Source organism: Methanosarcinales archaeon Met12, from assembly GCA_002813105.2.
Taxonomy (GTDB): Archaea; Halobacteriota; UBA148; order UBA148; family JAJOKI01; genus JAJOKI01.
Genome location: CP017966.2, coordinates 274,527 through 296,324, shown reverse-complemented (window position 1 = coordinate 296,324; position 21,798 = coordinate 274,527). Strand labels below are relative to the sequence as shown.

Annotated in this window: 27 protein-coding genes and 1 pseudogene; 15 read left to right on the top strand and 13 right to left on the bottom strand. The window is 43.9% G+C overall.

Translation table 11 applies throughout. The annotated features are described in order from the left end of the window. The first annotated feature begins 4 nt into the window (after positions 1-4). Positions 5-1,015 carry a DNA primase regulatory subunit PriL gene (priL, locus tag BME93_01945; protein ID ATZ60918.2) on the top strand — a complete coding sequence of 337 codons (1,011 nt, stop codon included), beginning with the start codon at positions 5-7 and terminating at the stop codon, positions 1,013-1,015. Positions 1,016-1,028: 13 nt separating this feature from the next. Here priL and BME93_01940 read toward each other — a convergent pair whose 3' ends face one another. The 13 genes from BME93_01940 to BME93_01880 form a co-directional block, all read right to left on the bottom strand. Next, entirely contained in the window at positions 1,029-1,442 is a 414-nt protein-coding gene (locus BME93_01940; protein ATZ60917.2) for a type II toxin-antitoxin system VapC family toxin, read from the bottom strand. Beyond that, positions 1,439-1,672 carry a hypothetical protein gene (locus BME93_01935; protein ATZ61736.2) on the bottom strand — a complete coding sequence of 78 codons (234 nt, stop codon included), beginning with the start codon at positions 1,670-1,672 and terminating at the stop codon, positions 1,439-1,441. The genes BME93_01940 and BME93_01935 overlap by 4 nt, the downstream gene beginning before the upstream one ends. Positions 1,673-1,758: 86 nt before the next feature. Then, positions 1,759-2,874 (bottom strand): molecular chaperone DnaJ, encoded by a 1,116-nt coding sequence (gene dnaJ, locus BME93_01930; GenBank protein ID ATZ60916.2) that lies wholly within the window; start codon positions 2,872-2,874, stop codon positions 1,759-1,761. 76 nt (positions 2,875-2,950) lie between these two features. Next, positions 2,951-4,804: a molecular chaperone DnaK gene (gene dnaK, locus BME93_01925; GenBank protein ID ATZ61735.2), complete on the bottom strand. Its 1,854-nt coding sequence runs from the start codon at positions 4,802-4,804 to the stop codon at positions 2,951-2,953. 19 nt (positions 4,805-4,823) lie between these two features. Next, on the bottom strand, positions 4,824-5,309 hold the full coding sequence (locus BME93_01920; protein ID ATZ60915.2) for a nucleotide exchange factor GrpE: 486 nt from the start codon (positions 5,307-5,309) through the stop codon (positions 4,824-4,826). A 332-nt stretch (positions 5,310-5,641) separates the two neighbouring features. Beyond that, positions 5,642-6,064: a nickel-responsive transcriptional regulator NikR gene (nikR, locus tag BME93_01915; protein ATZ60914.2), complete on the bottom strand. Its 423-nt coding sequence runs from the start codon at positions 6,062-6,064 to the stop codon at positions 5,642-5,644. A 76-nt stretch (positions 6,065-6,140) separates the two neighbouring features. Continuing rightward, positions 6,141-7,103 carry a dipeptide ABC transporter ATP-binding protein gene (locus tag BME93_01910; GenBank protein ID ATZ60913.2) on the bottom strand — a complete coding sequence of 321 codons (963 nt, stop codon included), beginning with the start codon at positions 7,101-7,103 and terminating at the stop codon, positions 6,141-6,143. A gap of 14 nt (positions 7,104-7,117) precedes the next feature. After that, entirely contained in the window at positions 7,118-8,080 is a 963-nt protein-coding gene (locus BME93_01905; protein ID ATZ60912.2) for an ABC transporter ATP-binding protein, read from the bottom strand. Continuing rightward, the gene (gene nikC, locus BME93_01900) at positions 8,077-8,958 is read right to left on the bottom strand and encodes a nickel ABC transporter permease subunit NikC (protein ATZ60911.2); all 882 of its coding nucleotides are present in this window, start codon (positions 8,956-8,958) and stop codon (positions 8,077-8,079) included. Before nikC ends, BME93_01905 begins: the two co-directional genes overlap by 4 nt. Then, positions 8,958-9,896: an ABC transporter permease gene (locus BME93_01895; protein ID ATZ61734.2), complete on the bottom strand. Its 939-nt coding sequence runs from the start codon at positions 9,894-9,896 to the stop codon at positions 8,958-8,960. The genes nikC and BME93_01895 overlap by 1 nt, the downstream gene beginning before the upstream one ends. Further along, positions 9,890-10,690 (bottom strand): class I SAM-dependent methyltransferase, encoded by an 801-nt coding sequence (locus BME93_01890; GenBank protein ID ATZ60910.2) that lies wholly within the window; start codon positions 10,688-10,690, stop codon positions 9,890-9,892. Before BME93_01890 ends, BME93_01895 begins: the two co-directional genes overlap by 7 nt. Before the next feature lie 19 nt (positions 10,691-10,709). Then, positions 10,710-12,329, bottom strand: a complete 1,620-nt coding sequence (locus BME93_01885) for an ABC transporter substrate-binding protein (GenBank protein ATZ60909.2) — start codon at positions 12,327-12,329, stop codon at positions 10,710-10,712. Between the two features lie 201 nt (positions 12,330-12,530). Beyond that, positions 12,531-13,487 (bottom strand): nucleoside recognition domain-containing protein, encoded by a 957-nt coding sequence (locus tag BME93_01880; protein ID ATZ60908.2) that lies wholly within the window; start codon positions 13,485-13,487, stop codon positions 12,531-12,533. A 384-nt stretch (positions 13,488-13,871) separates the two neighbouring features. Between BME93_01880 and BME93_01875 the strand changes: the two genes are divergently transcribed. The 14 genes and pseudogenes from BME93_01875 to BME93_01810 all read left to right on the top strand — a co-directional run bounded on the left by BME93_01875 (position 13,872) and on the right by BME93_01810 (position 21,795). Beyond that, complete coding sequence (locus BME93_01875) at positions 13,872-14,114, top strand: hypothetical protein (GenBank protein ATZ60907.2); 243 nt, start codon at positions 13,872-13,874, stop codon at positions 14,112-14,114. After that, positions 14,104-14,799, top strand: a complete 696-nt coding sequence (locus tag BME93_01870; GenBank protein ID ATZ61733.2) for a hypothetical protein — start codon at positions 14,104-14,106, stop codon at positions 14,797-14,799. The genes BME93_01875 and BME93_01870 overlap by 11 nt, the downstream gene beginning before the upstream one ends. Beyond that, positions 14,750-15,136 (top strand): hypothetical protein, encoded by a 387-nt coding sequence (locus tag BME93_01865; GenBank protein ID ATZ60906.2) that lies wholly within the window; start codon positions 14,750-14,752, stop codon positions 15,134-15,136. The genes BME93_01870 and BME93_01865 overlap by 50 nt, the downstream gene beginning before the upstream one ends. 47 nt (positions 15,137-15,183) lie before the next feature. Continuing rightward, positions 15,184-15,864: pseudogene (locus BME93_01860) on the top strand (energy-coupling factor ABC transporter permease). Beyond that, complete coding sequence (locus tag BME93_01855) at positions 15,861-16,118, top strand: hypothetical protein (protein ID ATZ61732.2); 258 nt, start codon at positions 15,861-15,863, stop codon at positions 16,116-16,118. The pseudogene BME93_01860 and the gene BME93_01855 overlap by 4 nt, the downstream one beginning before the upstream one ends. Positions 16,119-16,123: 5 nt before the next feature. Beyond that, entirely contained in the window at positions 16,124-16,795 is a 672-nt protein-coding gene (gene cbiQ / locus BME93_01850; GenBank protein ATZ60904.2) for a cobalt ECF transporter T component CbiQ, read from the top strand. Positions 16,796-16,903: 108 nt separating this feature from the next. Next, the gene (locus BME93_01845) at positions 16,904-17,725 is read left to right on the top strand and encodes an ATP-binding cassette domain-containing protein (protein ATZ60903.2); all 822 of its coding nucleotides are present in this window, start codon (positions 16,904-16,906) and stop codon (positions 17,723-17,725) included. A gap of 39 nt (positions 17,726-17,764) precedes the next feature. Then, complete coding sequence (priS, locus tag BME93_01840) at positions 17,765-18,955, top strand: DNA primase catalytic subunit PriS (GenBank protein ATZ60902.2); 1,191 nt, start codon at positions 17,765-17,767, stop codon at positions 18,953-18,955. After that, positions 18,945-19,565, top strand: a complete 621-nt coding sequence (locus tag BME93_01835; protein ID ATZ60901.2) for a hypothetical protein — start codon at positions 18,945-18,947, stop codon at positions 19,563-19,565. The genes priS and BME93_01835 overlap by 11 nt, the downstream gene beginning before the upstream one ends. 6 nt (positions 19,566-19,571) lie before the next feature. Further along, positions 19,572-19,850, top strand: a complete 279-nt coding sequence (locus BME93_01830; GenBank protein ID ATZ60900.2) for a 50S ribosomal protein L44e — start codon at positions 19,572-19,574, stop codon at positions 19,848-19,850. 2 nt (positions 19,851-19,852) lie between these two features. Beyond that, positions 19,853-20,020 (top strand): 30S ribosomal protein S27e, encoded by a 168-nt coding sequence (locus BME93_01825; protein ID ATZ60899.2) that lies wholly within the window; start codon positions 19,853-19,855, stop codon positions 20,018-20,020. Between the two features lie 31 nt (positions 20,021-20,051). Then, positions 20,052-20,849, top strand: coding sequence for a translation initiation factor IF-2 subunit alpha (locus tag BME93_01820; GenBank protein ATZ60898.2), 798 nt, complete (start codon positions 20,052-20,054; stop codon positions 20,847-20,849). Positions 20,850-20,881: 32 nt separating this feature from the next. After that, the gene (locus BME93_01815) at positions 20,882-21,043 is read left to right on the top strand and encodes an RNA-protein complex protein Nop10 (protein ATZ60897.2); all 162 of its coding nucleotides are present in this window, start codon (positions 20,882-20,884) and stop codon (positions 21,041-21,043) included. Beyond that, positions 21,040-21,795 (top strand): proteasome assembly chaperone family protein, encoded by a 756-nt coding sequence (locus tag BME93_01810; GenBank protein ID ATZ60896.2) that lies wholly within the window; start codon positions 21,040-21,042, stop codon positions 21,793-21,795. The genes BME93_01815 and BME93_01810 overlap by 4 nt, the downstream gene beginning before the upstream one ends. The last annotated feature ends 3 nt before the right edge of the window (positions 21,796-21,798 follow it).

Below are 21,798 nucleotides of genomic sequence, written 5' to 3'. Positions count from 1 at the left end.
GCTTATGGAGCTGAAATTTGCGCATTACCCCTTTACCTCCAGCGCATCCAGATACGTCGAACGCTCGAATAAATCGTTAGAGAGTTTGCTGGATGGAGGCGAATTTGGGAAGGCGGTCATCGATAGGGGAAAAGAAAGAGCAATCCAGTCCATCGAAGGCGAGATACGAAAATCGTTTGGAGACGGCGTCCTGGCAGAGATAGAGCTTTTTTCATATCCACTTGCCAGAATTCTCATCTCATGCATCGATGACCACTACCTTATACGAAAATATGCGCTGGCTGAGGCGGAGGCAGCGCACGCCCAGATGAAGCAGGAGACCTTACAATTTTTAGGGGAATTGGGCGAGGAGTTTGGAATAGAACATGTAGTTCATGGACGTGATTTCAAAATTCACTTCACACATTATCTGCCGTTTGCCAGCAGGATGCGCGACCCAAAATGGAAGCTGGTAAATCGACGCCTTGATGATGGCTATGTGGTGGCGAATAAGGGGGAGTTTGCACGTTTGATTCAGGAGGCGGTGCGAAACAACATTCAGGACACGCTTCCGCTTGATGTACCAGAAGGCATTTGCAAGGCATTATCCTCACAGATTATGGAGATAAAGCTGCACCTGGAGAAGCGAAAATCCGAATTTAAAATAGGGGAGTTCGCCGAGGTAGACTCGAACTGCTTTCCGCCGTGCATCAGGCACCTGCTAATGGCGATACAAACTGGACAGAATCTCGCGCACTCTGCAAGATTCGCACTGACGTCATTTCTGGCGAATATCGGGATGGGCGCGGACGATATCGTGGAAACATATCGCGCTTCACTGGATTTCGATGAGGAAAGAACCAGGTATCAGGTCCAGCATATCGTCGGGTCTGCGTATACTGCACCGTCATGCGCCACGATGGCGACGTATGGGAACTGCGTTGGAAAAGAGCCGATGTGCAGCAGGGTTTCGCATCCGCTGAGTTTCTATCGAAAAAAATTGTATTTTAAAGATAAGTCAAATAATGCTGATTAAATAAAGATTATAGTCAATTGATTATCCTTATATCTAGGTTTTCAAAATGTTTATCAAATGTATAAATTTCCTCTATTCTCTTCTTTTTCATTAAAAGATAAGCAAGGGCATCGTTAATACCAACTCCCATCTCATCTGCCAGTAAAACGCTTTCCATATAACTCCTGTCACTTACCATATCGACATTAACATTTCTCTTGAGCAATATATCCTTCAAGAAAGAGATCGCAAAGCTGAGATTTGCGGCATCCTCTAACACATTTGCAACCTCACTTAAGTGCACTACCGTTGTTATAACTTCTTCTCCCTCGTTTATCCGCTTGAATATCTCTTTTGAAGCATTTTTTACTTCCCACTCCCTTTCACTCAGTTCTCTCTTGGGTTTTAATACTGCATAGATGAAAACATTTGCATCAATGAACCTCATCTCTTCCTCAGTTCTTTCCTCATTTTGTGATAATCTTCAAAGTTATCTACCTCTACCTCTACTGAATCAACATATTTTGTCAAATCTGCATCTCTTGGAAATACCTCAATTTTCTTTTCCCCCTCTATGATGACCATCTCGTTACCCTTCCTTCGTCTCCACGAAACAGGCAATACGATTCTACCCTGGGAATCAATTTTCTTAATTTCCACTTTCATTTCTATTACCATTTTATACTTTAATCTTCCTATTATTTAAACTTGCTTCCATTATATGGCTCTATCCCCAAAATCAATATAGGTCGAAATGACAACAATTAAATAAAGTCTTTCACCATGTCTATAAGTCCTTTATCTCTCTTTACCTCCTCCCCGCCTTCCTTTACAAATTCTTTCAATAATTCCTTTTGTCTTTTGCTCAATTTTTCCGGTATCTTAACGACGACTTTTACTAATTGGTCTCCTCTCCTATGGATATGCAAATCAGGCATTCCTTGTCCTCCCAGTCTAAAAACAGTATGGCTCTGCGTTCCAGCAGGCACCTTGATTTTCGCTTTGGTGGACATCGTCGTAACTTCGATCTCGTCGCCAAAAATCGCCTGTGCTAAATTAATCGTCGATTCAGATAATAAATCGCTTCCCCTTCTCTCAAATATTTTATGTGGCTTTATATGGATGGTAACATACAAATCCCCCGGCGCACCGCCATTATAACCAGATTCTCCTTGCCCTGCAATTCTTAAATACTGATTATTGTCAACCCCTTTTGGAATTTTAATCTCTACTTTTTTTATTTTTTTAACCCTTCCATTCCCTCTACAACTATCACAGGCTTTTTCTATGACTTTTCCATATCCTCCACAGTTGCCACAGGTGGCGATATTTACCATTTGCCCAAAAACAGACCGTTGCACTCTCTTAATCTCGCCCGTACCATTGCATTCAGGGCATTCTTTGAGAAAGCCGGGTTTTGCTCCGGTACCTCCACAAGTCTCGCATGCGACAAATACAGGGACATCTATTTTTTTCGTCGTGCCAGAAAAGGCATCCTCTAAGGTAATTTCCATATCATATCTCAAATCAGCCCCCCTTCTCGCTCTACTCCTGCCGCTCCTACGACTAAAGCCTGAAAAAGCATCAAAAATATCTCCCAATCCAGAGTCTCTGAATAAATCAGCAAAATTAAATCCGCGAAAGTCAGCAAAATCTTCCGGTCTAAAAGCAGTATGACCGAACCGATCGTATTGCGCTCTTTTTTGTGGGTCACTCAAAACCTGAAATGCCTCGTTTATCTTCTTGAATTTCTCCTCATTATCTTTGCCCGCAATATCTGGGTGGTGCTTCCTTGCCAACTGCTTGAATGCCCTTTTTATCTCTTCTTGTGATGCGTTCTTGCTTATGCCTAAAACTTCGTAATAGTCATTTTTTTCCATATTCCAGTCTCTCAAGTTGTCCTAAATCGAAGATTTACGGCACCATCTGGCGAAATATACAAAAAACTGAGCAGACCTATGTTCGCTCGTTTTCTACTTTGAATTCTGCGTCGATGACCTTTTCATCCTTGTGTTTTTCGTCCTCTTCCCCATGGACATCGGCTTGCTGTCGTGTTTGTTGATATATGGACGCACCAGCGTCCTGAATGGTCTTTGCCAAATTATCCGTTTTGCTTTTTATTTTTTGTATGTCCCCCTCGGATAAGGCATCTTTAAGAGATTTCATCCCCTCGTCAATTTTCTCTTTTTGTTCTTTGCCCAGCTTATCTCCTATCTCTGATAACGTTTTCTCGGTTGTATAAAGTAAAGAGTCGGCATTGTTTCTTATCTCAACTTCTCTTTTTCTCTTTTTATCCTCTTCATCATGCTCTTTTGCCTCTTTGACCATTCTCTCTACTTCTTCTTTTGAGAGTTTTGTCGAAGCGGTAATTGTTATCTTCTGCTCTTTTTTGGTACCCAAATCTTTAGCCGATACGTTTAAAATGCCGTTAGCATCGATGTCAAAGGCTACCTCTATTTGCGGTATCCCTCTCGGTGCGAGAAGTATTCCAACCAAATTGAAATTACCCAGACTTGTATTGTTCTGCGCCATCGGCCTCTCTCCTTGCAGGACATTGATGGTAACAGCTGTTTGCGAGTCGGCCGCCGTTGTGAATATCTGGGTTTTCTTGACCGGGATTGTAGTATTTCTCTCGATCAGTGGCGTTGCCATACCGCCCAGAGTTTCTATGCCCAAGGTAAGTGGAGTTACATCCAACAAAACCAAATCCTTAATATCCCCTGCAAGGATTGCGCCTTGTATTGCAGCGCCAGATGCAACACATTCCATTGGGTCTACCCCCCCTTCGACTTTTCTTCCCATGAAATCTTCGACAAATTTCCGAACGCGGGGCATTCTCGTAGGGCCGCCAACTAAAACGATATTCTCTATATCATCCTTTGATAATTTGGAATCTTTTATTGCCAGTTCAATCGAATGTTTACATTTATCTATTATGGGCTCAACTAATTTTTCCATTGTGGCCCTGCCAAGCTTCATCGTCAAATGTTTAGGTCCTGAAGAATCAGCAGTTATATATGGCAAATTAATATCTGTTTCAAGAACAGTTGAGAGTTCGATCTTTGCCTTCTCTGCCGCCTCTTTGACCCTCTGCAAAGCCATTTTATCTTTCTTTAAATCAACACCTTCTTGCTTTTTGAACTCCTCCGCAATATAATCAACTAAAACGGCATCCATATCTGTTCCGCCAAGTTGTGTATCTCCTGATGTTGACAGAACCGTAAATACTCCATCACCGAATTCCATTATGGTTACGTCCAGCGTTCCGCCGCCGAAATCAAAAACTAATATTTTATGCTCTCCTACCTTGCCCAGTCCATATGCCATAGAGGCGGCGGTTGGCTCATTGACCAACCTCACGACATCCAGACCAGCGATTTTTCCAGCATCTTTAGTCGCAGCTCTTTGATTGTCATCAAAATAAGCTGGAACCGTTATCACAGCTTTCTGTACGGGCTCTCCTAAGAATGCCTCACTATCTCTTTTAATCTTCTGGAGAATGAAAGCAGAGACCTGCTGGGGGCTATATTCTTTGCCATGTACTTTATATTTGTAGTCAGTACCCATTTTTCGCTTTGCGTTGGTTATCGTTCCTTCCGGGTTTGAAATGGCCTGTCTTTTTGCCGGTTCTCCGACCAGTAACTGCCCATCTTTTGTTAAAGCAACGACAGATGGGAATGCCTTGCCATACATGGTGACGCCTTCTGCCGAGGGAATTATAACTGGCTTTCCACCCATCATTACCGCTGCTTGGGAATTCGAAGTCCCCAAATCGATACCAATAATCTTTTCTGTATTTTGTTTGGTCATTTTTAACAATCCCCCAACACTATTTCTTTAAATCATTTTTACACTGATTGTCTGCTACCTTCACTTTTGCGTACCTCAAAACATTTGAATGCAGTAGATATCCTTTTTGAAGCTCATCTATGATGGTGCCATCTTCTTTATCAGACTTTTCTTTCAGGACGGCTTCATGGTAGTATGGGTCAAATTTTTTACCCAAACATTCGATCCTTTTCAATCCATGCCCCCCTAATATCTTTAAAATATTTTTATATATTAGTCCCACCCCTCTTAACTCTTCTTTATCCTTTACTGAATCTATCGCTCTTTCAAAATCATCAATACTAATCAGCAACTCTTTTATTAACTTTTCGTTGGCGAATTTCACGAATTCCAGTTTTTCTTTTTCTACCGACTTTTTATAATTCTCAAAGTCTGCTTGTAAATATTTCAACTGGTCTAAATATGCATCAGCTAACTTTGTCTTCTCTTCAAGTTCCTTCTCCAGCACCCTAATTTTACGGGACATCTTCTTCTCTTCACCTGATTTTTTTATCGCCCTGTTTTTCCCGAATCTTGACCGTCATAATTCATCCCTCTACTTTGTTTTCTATCTCATGGATCCGTGAGCACAGATTTGCTCCCCTCCACCCTGTGTGGATGAAGCAATCAAGTTTGACTTTACGGATTCAGATATCTTCTTTTCTATTAATAATCTATTTAGATGACTTATGTATTATGGGTGAAGAAGGTTCTGTAGAGTCTTAGGTTGATCATACCAAGAGGTTTACGGTCATCAACCGATTTTTCTACACTACCGTGACGATTTGAACGAAAATGGGTCAAACCATGCCAGAGTGTCTAAAGCCCCTCGCCCAGCGAAGTAATCGTCAATTTCACGTGCTTCACTCCTTTAAGCGCCATTATTTTTTCCACGAGGATTTTAACGTCTTTTGCATCACCCTTGACCAGTACGACTTCCATACAATTCTCATGGTCTATATGAACGTGAAGCGATGACTCGATCAACTTCAAGAATTTGTGTTGCAAGTCCGTGAGCGTATTACCCAATCCGCGCTTATGATGGTCGTAGATGAGCGTTATCACGCCGACCTTCTCACCCTCCTCTCTGCTCATCCACTCGTAGTCCACGATGTAGCTTCGAATCGCGTCTCTTATCCCCTCTGAGCGGGAGGAATATCCTCTCTGTGCTATGATCTCATCGAATCTACCCAACAAATTTGCTGGAAGTGATACGCCAATCCTCATCAGTTCCTTCTGCATAAGCTCACCTTGTTACCTTCGTGTATAGTTCGTAGCAATAAATAATACTTTGCTTCCTACTGCCTTTTGAAATGCTTTACGCCAAATGGCAGCTCACAAAGTGCTCATTTCCGATATCGATAAGTTTTGGCTCTATCTCATCACACTTATCAGTCCTACAGGGACACCTAGTATGAAATCTACAGCCAGTAGGGGGGACAATTGGACTTGGCATCTCTCCTTTTAGGATGATCCGTTTTCGCTTGACTTCCGGGTCAGGAATTGTGATCGCCGAGAGTAGGGTTTGTGTGTATGGATGTTGAGGATCGTTAAATATGCTTCCGGTCGTGCCCATCTCAACGATCTTGCCCAAGTACATCACAGCGACTCGGTCACTTAAGTGTTTGATCATACCCAAGTCATGTGCTATAAACAGATAAGTGAGCCCGAGATTTTTCTGTAAATCCTGCATTAAATTGAGTATTTGCGCCCGTATAGATATATCTAGAGATGACACAGGCTCGTCTGCAACGATGAATACGGGGTCTACGGCAAGCGCCCTGGCAATTCCGATCCTCTGCCTTTGTCCACCACTAAACTCATGTGGGTATCTTGTAGCATGCTCGGAGCTTAAGCCAACCAACTCCATCAACTTTAAGATCCTCTCTTCCCTTTCAGATTTACTAACCAGATTGTGTATCTCCAGTGGCTCACTGATTATGTCTCCAACGGTCATTCGTGGGTTGAGCGAGGCAAACGGATCTTGAAAAATCACCTGCATTTTATGCCTCAGCCTTTGCATCTCCTTTTTATCCAGCTCGAATATGTCATGACCCTCAAAGTAAACTTTGCCAGCTGTAGGCTCCAAAAGACGCAAAACGAGTTTTCCGATCGTCGACTTTCCACAACCAGATTCACCAACCAAGCCAAACGTTTCCCCTCTTTTGATACAAAAGCTTATACCATCGACTGCGTGCACCACCTCACCTTTTCTTGAAAACAGTCCCTCTGTCAAAAAATATTTTTTCAAACCCTTAGTTTCTAGCAGTATATCCCGCATCATGGCACACCTTTTTAGTACATCAAACAACTCACAAAATGCTCTGACTCGACTTCAACGAGTTGGGGTTTTTGTTTGCTACAAATCTCTCTGACATGTGGACATCTAGGATGAAACTTGCAGCCCGTAGGTGGATTGGCTAGATTGGGAACGGTTCCGTCAATGATCTCAAACTGCTCAGCACCAACGTCTATTCTGGGGATTAAGTCAAGCAATCCGCGTGCATAAGGATGCTTGGGATTTTTAAAGAGCGCTTTGGTATGAGCACATTCAACAATGCTCCCCGCATACATGACTGCAACTTTGTCGCATACTTCAGCTATAACTCCAAAGTCATGTGTGATTAACAGCAAAGAAGAGCCAAAATCCTTTATCAGGTTTTTCATCAGCTCCAAGATCTGTGCCTGTATGGTAACATCAAGCGCCGTGGTCGGCTCGTCAGCAATAAGCAGGGAAGGATTACAAGAGAGAGCCATAGCGATCATAACGCGTTGCCGCATGCCACCACTCAGTTGATGCGGATATTCGTTCACTCTTGTCGAAGGCGAGGGGATTCCCACCAATTTCATCATCTCAACTGCTTTTCTTTTTGCGTTCGAGCTGCTCAGCCCTTGATGCAATCTGATGGCCTCTGCTATTTGCTCTCCGACCGTCAGGACGGGATTTAATGAGCTCATAGGCTCTTGAAAGATCATTGAGATTTTATTGCCCCTGATTTTTCGCATTTCATCTTCGCTTTTCTCGAGGAGGTTCTCATTTTCAAACAAGATCTCCCCATCAACGATTCTGCCTGGATTTGGAATTAATCTCATAATCGAAAGTGCTGTAACGGATTTCCCACACCCAGATTCGCCGACCAACCCGACGGTCTCTCTTCTACCTATTGTTAGAGATACTCCATCCACAGCCCTCACCACCCCATCTTCAGTAAAAAAATGAGCCCCCAGGTCATGTATGCTCAACAGCGGCTCGGTCATCTTATCATCCCCTTCAGCCGCGGGTCTAGAGTATCTCTGAGCCCATCACCCAGGAAATTGAACGCCAGGACAGTCACCATTATGACCAGCCCTGGAAAGATTGTCAGGTGTGGTGCTGTTCGCATGAAGGCACGACCGGCGTTTAGCATCGAACCCCACTCAGGGGTGGGTGGCTGTGCTCCCAGCCCCAAGAAACTCAATGCTGCAGCAGCTAAAATCACATGAGCCATGCCAAGCGTTGCCATCACGATCACCGGCGCCATGACGTTTGGCAGAATATGACGGAACATGATACGTGCATCACTAGCGCCAAGCGCCCTTGCCGCCTCAACAAACTCCTTTTCTTTCACCGACAGCACCGACCCCCGGACCACCCGGGCATAACTGGTCCAACCAACGACTGCCAATGCCAGCATGACGTTGAAGAGAGATGGGCCCAATATACCTGCGATCGCCAACGCCAATATAATGCCGGGAAAAGCAAGCAGGATATCAACACTTCGCATGATCATCTCATCGATCAGACCGCCCAGATAACCAGCAATCAATCCCAGTGAGACACCGATGATCACTGTGATGCCAACGACCATAATACCGATTTGCAGCGAAACTCTTGTGCCATAAATAAGCCTGCTTAAAATACAGCGGCCAAGATTATCAGCTCCTAATGGATGTTCTGTGTTCGGTGACAGTAAACGGTTCTCCAAATTTTGCTCAATCGGATCATGGGGAGCGATGAAAGGTGCAAATACAGCGACGAAGAATAGCGTAAGAATAATTGCTGCACCAATTACTGCTAGGCGATGCTTTTTAAGTCTCCTGAAAACCTCGATGAATGGCAGCTTGCTTTCTATAATTTTTATTACGATATCGTGCATTATCTTGCCTCGTAACGTATTTTTGGATCTAAATAGGCATAAGAAATGTCAACCAATAGATTGACGAGTACAAACATTACTGCAATGAACAAAATGCATCCCTGTATCACGGGAAAGTCTCGGGCAAATATCGAATCTACTAATAACCTGCCCACTCCTGGCCAGGCAAATATCACCTCGACTATAACTGCACCCTCTAAAAGAAAGCCGAACTGCAAGCCCACAACCGTAACCACTGGGATCAGTGCGTTTTTCAATGCGTGTTTGTTGATAACCACTTTTTCGCTCAAGCCCTTTGCCCTCGCTGTCCTGATATAATCCTGCCTGAGCACCTCGAGCATGCTTGATCTCATCAATCTGGTCGTGATTGCGGCCATGCCCGTTCCAAGGGTTATGGCTGGCAATATGAGGTGTTCTATTCCTCCCCGACCAAAGACCGGAAGCCAGCCGAGATGCACCGAAAAAAACAATATGAGCAACAGTCCAAGCCAGAAATTGGGCATGGAAACCCCTAAGAGAGCACCAAACATGGAAACATTGTCAACTATTGAGTATTGCTTGGTTGCCGAGATGATCCCAACTGGAATCGCTATGATAAGAGATACCAGCATACCCGCTAGGGCAAGCTCTACTGTGGCGGGCAATCTGGCCATGATTTCATCTAAAACCGGCCGGTCGGTACGATGAGAATATCCAAGGTCGCCATGAAGAACATTGATTAGCCAGCGAAAATACTGGATGTAAATCGGTTGATCGAGTTCCAATTCCCTTCTTACATGTTCAATCGTCTCTGCTGTAACCTCCTCTCCATATCTTTCGATGGCGATTACCTCTGCTGGATCGCCAGGCACAAAATGCATCAGGGAAAAGGTGATGATGGATACGCCCAATAAGATAAAAACCATCAGGCAGATTCTGCGGAGGATATAGGTTAGCAATTGGTATCACCTACTTCAACACATATAACCGCACTCTGTCCTTCCTCTTTCAGATATAGCATTCCATCTTTTTCCTTCAGGCAATTCAGTAAATATGCCCGCAACTCATCTTTCTTTTCGGGTGGTAGATCAAGTCGAATTATCCAGTGCTTTGCTGCCTGTTCAATGCTCAGATAAACCTGGTCCCGGGGAGTTTTTATCATTTCTACATTAGCAGATATTCCCAGCTCATAGAGGACATTATAGAGGTGAATGAAACTGGGCGGAGGATGATATTCTCCCTCTTTGAAGCGCCGCCAGATATCAGTATAAAAACTTGACTTGCCAGCTCCCATAATGATGTAAAGGTGTTTTTTCGTTGCTGATATCATCTTTTTCAGTGCGGTCTCAATGTCGGTAATATCGTAGAGCGAATGGGCGGCTATTATCATGTCATGCTGGCCGATTTCCTCGAGGTCAACATCTTCCCAGCGCTGGTTGATGATGCGGAGGTTAGGCGTGTCCATTTTGCGACGCAGATGGGTGAGCATCTCGGCCGATGGCTCCACCACCGTGACCTCTTTAACCTCTTGAGTGAGGGGAATGGCAAAGGCGCCCGTACCGGCGCCGATATCCAGTACCGTTGAATTCTTATTTAGATGGCTTCGGATTTTGTCCAACATGATCCCGGGATAACCATTATGTGCAAGCTGCAGGTCATACCATTCGACGAATTCCCTTGAAGTAAAAGGGTCACCGCCCCTTCTGAGCGATGACCCCAGCACCAGTTTTCGCCATTCGTCAGACCAGTTCATGATATTATCCTAAATGAAATTACTGCTCACTCGCCACATAGATATCTTCCCAGTTGACGACAAACCAAGGGTGGAGCTTGTATCCTCTTATGTCATCCCGGACGGCGTTAATCATCACCTCCCCAAAAATAGGAACCACCGGAGATTCTTCAGCAATGATTTCCTGTACTTCAAGGTATATTTGACGTCGTTCATCATGATTCATTGTTACCTTTCCAAGTTCCGCCAGTTCGTTTACCCGGGAATTGTTGAAAAACGTGCCTCTTCCTAAATTCAGATCCCCCTCTGAGTGAAAACTCCGATAAAGAGCATTATGAGGACCTATGAACGAAAGGGCGTGTATCGTCATATCGTGTTCACCCGCTCGTATGGCATCTCTCCAAGCACCATGCTCTAAAACTTGTATTTCCACAATAATTCCTATCTCACGCAACTGACCCTGGATAATTTCCGCAAGAGTAGGGGCTGGCCAACAAGGACTTATAACCAACACAACTCTGAACTCCTCCCCATTTTTATCCAGGATACCATCACCATCAGTATCTGCCCATCCAGCTTCATTTAAAAGTTGCTTTGCCATTCCAACATTATATTTAACCATTATATCTGGGTTATTCCATTCAACAACAGCAGGGGCAACTATACTCCCCAAGGGCACTCCAATCCCTTCAAGCCCAAACTTCACGATGGATTCCTGATCAATCCCCCACTGAACTGCCTGCCTCACTTTTACATCATCGAAAGGTGGTCTTTGATTGTTGAAAATTAAATAACGAACCGTCGTTATTGGTTTTGTTAGGACATCAATTTCAGGATTGTTTTCTAAAACTTTTACATATTCAGGTGGCACTCCTCCAACATCGATGATCATAGCTATCTCACCTGCTTCTAGGGACATAGCACGAGTTATGTCATCAGGAATGTGCATAAGGGTGATTCTCTCCAATTTGGGCGTTCCTCCCCAATAATCTTCATTCCTCACCAGGACCAGCCTTTCACCAGGAATCCATTCTTCTTCTTTAAATGGACCGGTTCCAATAGGATTCACAATAACACCTTTTTCATCAAAAGCCGCAAGGCTAGCCATCGAAAAGAGTGGCCAGGTTAATTGATGAAGAAGCGGGGCAAACGGCTCGGTGTGAATAATTTGCAAAGTATATCCATCAATTGCCGTGAGTGATGCTATAGGGCCTAAGTGACCTGGACGTCTTATGTTATGCATTTCTAACGCAAATTTAGCAGCCTCTGCATTAAACGGTGTACCATCGTGAAAATAAACACCCTTGCGAAGATAAAAAGTCCAGGTTAATCCATCATCTGATACTTCCCACGAGGTTGCCAGTTGCGGAACGACCTCTGATTCAAAACCAGTGGTAACCAGCATCTCGAACAAACGAGTTAGAGGTGGATGATGATGAGCGCCGCCATATACTCCACCAGCATCTCTCCCCAACCCTGCAACTACTTCCTGCGGAACTTCAACCTCTACCTCTTCTGCCGGCTGCTCAATACACCCAGAAAACATGGTGCTTAACATCAAGATACACATAACCAAACTGATTGTTTTATTACGCATGATAATCGTCTTTAGGTTTGCAGTAATAAATATCTTTTGATTAGTAATACGATAAACATACAAAAATATTATTTGTAATACTTTCCAATTTTTAAGGGATTTTTTAACACAAACTTAAACATTCATCAAATATCGTGTTATTTTTTGGGAAAAATTTATTACTTATGGTTACTATTGATACATTGGGTGGAACGATCATGGATTTGTCATCGTTCCACTCACCCTCCCAATGACACGTTGATCCAAATGCAGTATTGCATCATCTCACATTTGCAATAATAATACTACCAGCACGATGGACGTGAAAACCAAATCGACAATGAGATTATAAAGCGCTATCTTCGTACCCATCTTGGCCCCAAAATATGCTATTTTCGATGGCAGCGAATGCCTGACATACATCACAGACATCGAGATGATTCCGCCCAGAAGAAGCGCGCAGACCGTTTGCACCGGGGTCAGAATTTGTTTATGTAGAAGCGTTCCAGCGATGATGACGCCAGATGTATATTCGAATATCAGAGTGGCTATGACGATCGCGGATTCGCCAGGGAGCCCCACAAGACCTGTTGCAGGCTCGGCAACCCCCGAAATGACATCAAGCCATCCGAGTTGCATCATGATGCTCACGATTAGATATACGATGAACAGTCTGGGAATCACTTTTGATAATATTGGAATCGATTTCTTAGCCCCCTGTACCGCCTTTTCTTTATTTGACCTAGTATCTTCATCATCTGGTGAAAAGCGCCGTATCTCTGGCTTTTCAAGGAATACACGTCCAAGTAAGACGGAAAATAGGGTGATCCCAAGCGCGATACCTATTCTTGCACCCAGATATAATACTCCTGCGGCCATCCCAAGGATTGGTAGTATGACTGGTATACGATATTGAATCATGTGCGATATCGAGCCAAAAAACGATTTCATAAGCGTGGTGACGATGACCTGCCGCTCGTTTAGCTCACCCCGCTCATAAAAACCTGCGAGCATCGCATAGCCGGCTGAAGTGCTTGCCATGCATGTCGTAATTGCCACACCAGCCCCATCCGGCAGGTTTCCGTTCCGCGTTAATGGTCGCACGAGGAATGCAAAGCGCCTGCTCAATCCCAATTCCGAGAGTACGTTCGCCCCTATGATGCCCATGATCAGCAGGGGAAGCACCCTGATGCAGAGAGATGTGAGCTGAGATACGATTGCATCTATTAGCGTCATTGGCATCAACGTTGTAAGCGTTTCAATATGTCACAGATGGAACATCTGCGAGAGTTGTAACTCCTACGGAGTTTCAACACATAACTTTTCTGGGTGTATTTCACTTTCATCAGTAGTTCCGAAAGTTGATGGCACCGTCAACTAAATTTTAGGGTTTAAATTTAAGGTTTTTAGTATCACCAGTACTTCCGAAGGTCAAATTCTACCAACCAAGTCGATGACCATATGCAGCAGTTGGACAAGTAGATTTGAATCGATTTACGTAATTTATGTGCAAGCCATGTAATTCATGTGCAGAACCTAATTTATGTGCAAAGCTGGTGACAGGGAAAAAGATTTAAATAGTCAGTACACCTTTCCTATAGACAAGGGAGGGAAACGGAGGGTGAAATGGAACTAATATCATTAAAACAGGTCACCAATGAATCTAAGATTTTACTTTTAAAGGAATTGGGATACGACTCAGATGGAGAATTTGTTTTGGACTCTAGAGGAAATAAAATTTTAGACAAATATTTAGAGATACCTATCAAAGTAGAAAGTATGGTTATTCTTCCAGGAAGTGAAATAATTCTTGACGATAATGAGTTGAGCATCTCCAAATATCTTGAGGAGTTTGGAGATGTCCTATGACCCGTCTCGTGACCCTATAAAAAGTGTAGCAAGAGGAGTAACGGAAGGACTCTTAGATTGGAGCAAAGAACAGGTCAGACAATTAATATCAAAACTTAGAGATAAAGAACTTGCTTTTATTCAAGATAAAAAAACAATAAAAAGAGTAAAAGAATTATATCGTTCTGGAGAATTAGCTATTTACAAAGAATATATCAAAGATGAAAAAATGCTTTTTTTATTAAAAATGGGTCTAACTCTAAGAAGTTTAGAAAAGGGAAACGAAGAGGAAAGAAGAGGCAAATTAAGGACGAAGATTTTCAACAAATACGAAATTAAGGGATTACATATCGCTCAATTTGTAGAAAATGGCATTCTGAATAGATATATAGGTATATTGATGGAGGATATTGATTCTGTTGATAAATTCAAAAAAGATATCAGAAACATTCTTGAAAATATAGAAAAGCATGTTTTATTTGTTGAACGTATTGATACAGAAAGAGGAATAATTAAACAAACCGTAACAATGGTACACTCTCATCGTCCAATGATTTTCGTTGTTTCTGGAATTTCTTCTGCTGCAAATATAGTCAGAAACTGCGAGGGGAGATTGAAGGAATTATTAGTTAATTATGAATTAGAGAAAATAAGTAGTGAAAGAAAAGAAAATCTCTTTTTCAAGAGAATCATCAACGTTCAATAGACAAATAGCACGCCGAGCATCTATGGAGCAAATGATAAGGTTTAAAAATAGAAGCATCTGCTTTTTAGAAGATAAAAAAGACGAGGCTTTAAACGCCTTTTTGAAAAATAAAGAGATAAAAATAATAAGTTATCAAGAATTGAGAGCAATGACCAAGCTTTTCGATGTAGATTTGGATAAAGACAGAAAGGGGGAGTTCATTGGCAGATTCAGGTCTAGAAGATCGTGCAAATTTCAAAATTTTGGAGACGATACATCCCCGACCCTATCCGAAAATTCAAATTCTTTGGCAGATTTTTCCACTCGGAACTACTGTTTCATACCAAAACTTATTTAAGTATGAGCTGGTATTACTTTTTTATTAAAACTTAACACGGTGACGAAATGCACATACCAGATGGATTGATGTGGCCACCTTTGTTGGCGATTGGATTTATGGTAGCAGCGCTTTTTATTGGAATTTCAGTGCATGGGACAAACAAAAGACTTGAAGACCGACAGGTTCCATTGATGGCACTTCTCGCAGCCGGGATTTTTGTCGCTCAGATGTTGGACATTCCAGTGCTATATGGCACCAGCGTGCATGTCATTGGAGCCGCCATGGTTGCCATCCTACTTGGACCGCTGGTCGGCATATTGGTCATCACCACCGTGCTGGTGATACAATGTTTGCTCTTCGGTGATGGTGGCATCACAGCGCTTGGACTAAACATTCTAAATCTGGGAATCATCACATCATTGGTCGGATATTACGTTTACATGCCGTTTGAGCGTTTTAGCAAGAACATAAGGCTCGTTGGGGTCTTCACTGCAACATCGCTCTCGGTGCTGGCTGCTGCCACCGCCTGCGCATTATAACTGGGAATATCAGCGTCGATGAGCGCAGTGCACGGCATACCATTAAACATTGCACTACCTTGGATGCTGTTCTATCACTCGATACTGGCACCCATCGAGGCAATGGTAACCGTGTTTGCCATCACAATAGTTGCCCAAGCGAGACCAGATCTCCTTGAAATACCAAGAATTACGTTGGGGAACGCCTTTCAGAGGGTTGTAACATGAAAGATGTAAAGATGTGGATGTTAGCACTCATTGGGATGACTATCCTATTAGCTGCTCTCCTCCCCTTCGTGGCTGATACTCCAGACGGTCTTGGAAGTACGATGGAACATGCAGGCGTAAAAGAGGGAGAACCAGTTTACAAGCACCCTATCGATTTTGGCGAGGGGTATATACCTGTTCTTTTAATGGGGCTGGTGGGAATAGGTGCGGTGTTGGTGGTTGTATACGTGCTTGGAATGGCTCTAAAATCGTGATACCCATGGAACATCCACACATTGACAAATATGCAACCCTCGTATCACCAATACATAACCTCGATCCAAGGGCGAAGTTTCTAGCATGCATCACATTCATAATTTTGGTGGTACTTCTCGATAACATCATACTATTGGTTACTTCGATTATTTTCGTGTTCCTGCTCATCCTCGTTTCAAAAGTACCCTTGGGATTTATTGCAGACAGAATCAAGTGGATAATCCCGTTTGGAGGTTTTTTAGGCATTTTCCTTTCATTCTCCAGACCCGAAGGGATGCCCATCATATCATTTGACCTTGTGATCACGACGCTGACGGCAACTCGAGAAGGGCTGCATCTGGCCGCACTCGTCATATTGAGGGCGACGGTGGCAGTTATGACCATAACACTCCTGACGTCTACGACCATGTTCACAGACTTAATCAAGGCAATGGAGGACCTAAAGATACCAAAAATCTTTGTCCAGATGACGTTGTTCACGTACCGATACATCTTTTTGCTCATCGACGAATTCCAGCGGATTAGTCGGGCACAAAAAAGCCGTGGATTTGGGTCAAGCAATTTGATGCACATGCGCACCATGAAAACCATCGGAAATACCGTTGGGATGTTGTTTGTCAAAAGCTACGAGCGCGGAGAGCGAGTTTATGAAGCGATGAGGTCCCGTGGATATTAGTGGGGAGATGAAAACTCTGGCAAAACCCAGTCTCACTGGGCTAGACATCCTCAAGGCGATGGGAATTATCGGAATGGGGGCCACATTGTTAGCCTTTGAGGTAGTCTTATGAGTGCAATTAGCGTCAGAGATCTGGAGTTCTGGTTTCCAGATGGCACTCATGCATTGAAAGGAGTAAACCTTGACGTCGAGGAGTGCGAGAAGACCGCTATCCTTGGCCCCAACGGCGCTGGAAAATCAACCCTTCTCCAACATTTTAATGGAATTTATGCTGCAAGGAAAGGAACGGTCGAAATCTTTGGCGAACCGATTACGAAAGAAAATGCTGCGAGGATACGAGAACGCGTTGGCATGGTCTTCCAATGCCCAGATGACCAATTGTTTTCCACGACGGTGTGGGAAGATGTCGCATTTGGGCCAATTAACATGGGATTGGAGCAGGCTGAAATCGAAAGGCGAGTTGAAAATGCGCTGAAATCCGTGGGGGTGGTTGGATTTGATGACAAGCTCCCGCATCATCTAAGTCATGGACAGAAGAAACGGATTGCAATTGCTGGCGTATTAGCGATGGATCCCGACATATATGTTTTAGATGAGCCGACTACAGACATAGACTCCTCTGGAAAAAATGAGATATTAAGTATTTTAGATGACCTGAGCAAACGTGGCAAGACGATTGTGATAACCACCCATGATGTCGATCTCGTTGCAAAATGGGCAGAAAAGGTCATCATCATCGAGAACGGAAAAACGCTCGCTGAAGGTGGGGTCGAAATACTCATAAATCGTGAAATCATTGAGTCGGCTGGTTTGAACCTCCCAACCGTTTCACAGATTTTCATCGAACTCGTCGAGCAGGGCGAGGTTGCAAACCCGGTGCCCAAGACGGTAAAGGAAGCGATCAACAGAATCCGAGAGTTGATCAATTAATCCGTAGGATTATCTATGGGGAATCCTAATTGATGGTTCATGAAGGTTGAAACCAAAGAATTCATCCAATATAGGTTTAGAGAGTACTATCAGTCCGCATCCATCCAATTGCCCCCTCAGTTTGAAAAAAGGGAGTGGGGCTTTATTTTCTTCGACGATGCGTTTCCAGACGTCGTGATGCGCAGGCATAAATCATTTATGGCAAGAGGGGAGGCAGTTGACTATGTCAGGAATAAGGCGCCAGCGCATGCGTTTCATTCTGCAGCGTACTATGTAAATCCAGAGGCACCGACGATGCAGGAGAAAAAGTGGCAGGGCGCCGACCTGATATTTGACCTCGATGCAGACCATCTTAAGCTAAAATGGACCACCTATGGCGACATGCTGCAAAAGGTAAAGGAGGAAACGATTAAACTCATCGGTTTTCTGACGGATGATTTTGGATTTGAGGATAATGATATCGAGGTTGTTTTTTCAGGGGGAAGGGGCTACCATATTCATGTGCGGGACTCACGGATTATTGGACTGGGAAGTTCTGAGCGAAGGGAGGTCGTGGATTATATCACAGCGACGGGTCTTGAAGTTGAAAACTTTTTATATCCTAAAGAAGTGACAGGAGACGCTGATGAAACTGGTCGCAGAAAGACGGTTAAGTCGTTGAGATTCAGGTCGGGGGGCAGTGGTTGGGGGTTAAGGCTTCATAAGGCATTGAAGGAATTCTTGGACAATATATCGTCTATGGACGAGAATAAGGCGTTGGAAGAGATTAAAAAGGTAGAAGGAATTAGCGAAAGAATGGCAGAGATGTTGCTCAAAGTCGTGAAGGACAAGTCGTCAATGAAGAGATTAAAAGAAGGAAACTTTGACCAGATTAGGAAATTTCCAAATTCTTTTTGGGAAGATATTATAAAAAGACAGAAAATTGAACTTAAGGGACATCCCGATGAACCCGTGACAGCAGATACGAAGCGTCTGATAAGATTGCCGACCTCCCTTCATGGGGGCTCTAGCTTTCAGGCCATGCCTTTGACGTTAAATGCACTCGACGACTTCAACCCACTGAGCGATGCAGTCGTTTTTGGAGATGAACTCACCGTGGTAAACGTGACCAAGGCGAGCGACGTCGAGATAAAGGATAAACGATATAACATAGTAAAGGGAATACATAAACTTCCCGAACATCTTGCGGTATTTTTGATGTGTAGAGGTGTAGCCGAATATGGACCTTGAGGACCTGCGTCTAATTCAAGCCAATGAGCGTCGCTCTAAAGGACTTCAGATGCTCGAGCGAAGCTTCTATGAAAAAATTGGAGCGTATATAAGCGCGCTGGAAGACAAAAGACGTGATACTGACGACTCCAACGTGATGATGGCCGATAACGAATTGCGAAATGCCAAGAGCGTCGTCGATGATATATTCAAACGGCGCATAGGTAAGATCATAAAAATGGCGACGACAAAGGCATTCGGACTGGACATACGCCCGGAAGGGGCGACTTCCGAGGAACTGGAGCTATTCGAGCAATTGGTGGACTTGGTCAAGAAGGGCAAGTCCAGAATGGACTCAGCCGTATTCAGCAAAGCCAAAAATATGGAAAGTATGGGGGAGAATAATGCCACCGAAAGTTCTTTATTGCATGACAGGATGAAACTCCAGACAAATCGAAAAAATATAGGGAAAGATTTTACGATAGTCCGGATATTGAAAGATATTCCCGTGTTTATGGGTGCTGACGGCTATAATTACAAATTATCCGGGCAAGATGTGGCGGCTTTGCCGAAGATCAATGCCAAGGCTTTATGTGGCCGCAATGTAGCCGAAGATATTACAATGGAGTAAATGAACATGAAAATGCATAGTAAATTTAGAACACACTGCCCTTACTGCAATAAGCATACGATACATGGCGTTGAAAAGGTCAAGAAAGGACGCACATCTTCGTTAACCTGGATTGCGCGACAGAAGAAACGGTCAAAGGGCATAGGCAATCTCGGAAAGTTCTCAAAGGTGCCTGGTGGCGACAAGCCGACGAAAAGGGTGTTTCTGCGATACAGGTGTACAGAATGCAATAAAGCGCATCAGAGACCTTGCTTTAGAGCATCAAAATTTGAGCTGGTGGAGTGATCATGGGCGGTAAATTCATCAAAGTTAAGTGTAATGATTGCGAGAACGAACAGGTGATATTTAATAAAGCCGATTCGGTTATCGGGTGTCTTGTTTGTGGACGGACACTTGCCGAACCAACCGGTGGAAAGGCGAATATTAAAACACAAATTCTGGAAAGTATCGAGTAGGTTATGACTAATATGATATATAGGTGTACTTATGAGGCATAAAGAATATCCAGAGCAAGGGGACTTGGCGGTCTGCACGGTTGTAAAAGTGGCAGATTTCGGTGCATTTGTCAAACTGGATGAATATGGAGAGAAAGATGGACTGATTCATATTTCCGAGGTCGCATCAGGATGGATTAAATACATTCGGGACCATGTCAAAGAGGGGCAGAAGATCGTATGCAAGGTACTGGACGTCGCGCCCAGCCACGATCGCATTGACCTCTCGCTGAAAGATGTAAATGCGCATCAGAGGCGGGAGAAGATTCAACAATGGAAAAATGAGCAGAAAGCAGAAAAATGGTTTGGCTTTGTCGCGGAACATATCGAGGTCAACATCGACAAGTTGTATGACGTCATCGGTGATAAGTTATTAGAAGAGTTTGGAAGTCTATATGCAGCGTTCGAAGAGGCGGCAATAAAGGGACCTGATGCACTGACAGGGGCATGTATCTCAAGGGAATATGCCGATGCCATAACAAAAGTTGCAAAAGAGAACGTAAAGATAGGTCGGGTAAATATTACCGGTTATATTGACCTCACATGTCCGCTTCCCGACGGTATAGCTGTGATCAAGAAGGCGCTGAATGCGGCTGGCAAAATCGACATACCTGACGTTGAAGTTGATATAACGTATACGGGCGCTCCGCGTTATATGATTAAGGTGGTCGCTCCGGATTATAAAAAGGCGGAAAACGCACTCAGGAAAGTAGCAGAAACCGCCATCAAAGTCGTAGAGGGGACAGAGGGTGCTGGTAAATTTTATAGGCAGCTCAGTGAAGCGACTTAATTCGTTTCGTGGTGTTGGATATGAAATCGAAAATGCGCAAATGTGTGGATTGTGGCACTTACACCTTTAAAACTCGTTGCCCAGATTGTGGGAAAGAGACGATTAACCCCCTGCCCCCCAAGTTTTCACCAGTTGACCCATATGGTAAATACCGAAGAAGTATGAAGCAGTATCATAAAGAGGCATCAAAATGAAGGAGACAACAGTTATCACAATCAAGGATGTTACGTTGAAGAATCCGATCATGATCGAAGGGCTGCCAGGGGTAGGGCACGTCGGAAAGCTGGTCGCAGAGCATATGGTCGAGGAGTCAGGCGCAGATAAGATTATTGAGATATATTCGCCACATTTCCCACCACAGGTTTTGGTGATGAATGATGGTACGGCGAGATTGGTAAGAAACGAGATATATATGGACCGGAAACACAATCTGTTGATATTGGTGGGCGATTATCAATGCGCCACCAGCGAGGGGCATTATGAGTTGGCGAGGATATATCTCGACATCGCCAAGAAATATGGTGTGAAGCGCATATACACTCTTGGAGGATATGGGATAGGTAAGTTGGTCGACAAACCACGTGTTTTAGGGGCGGTAAATAAGTTAGAACTGGTGGATGAAATGAAGAAATACGGCGTAGAATTTAAGGAGAATGAACCTGGCGGCGGAATCGTCGGTGCCGCGGGATTGCTCTTGGGGATGGGCGCGCTTGAGGATATTGAAGCAATCTGTCTTATGGGGGAGACGTCAGGGTACCTCGTCGACCCCAAGAGTGCTCAAGCAGTGCTTAGCGTGTTATCCAAGACCCTCAGCATGAGTATCGATATGGGCGCTCTTGAAGAGCGAGCGAAAGAGATGGAAAAGATCGTTGCAAAGCTTCAAGAGATGGAAAAAATGCAGGCAGGACCAATCTCGTTAGATGCGGATTTAAGCTATATCGGATGAGCC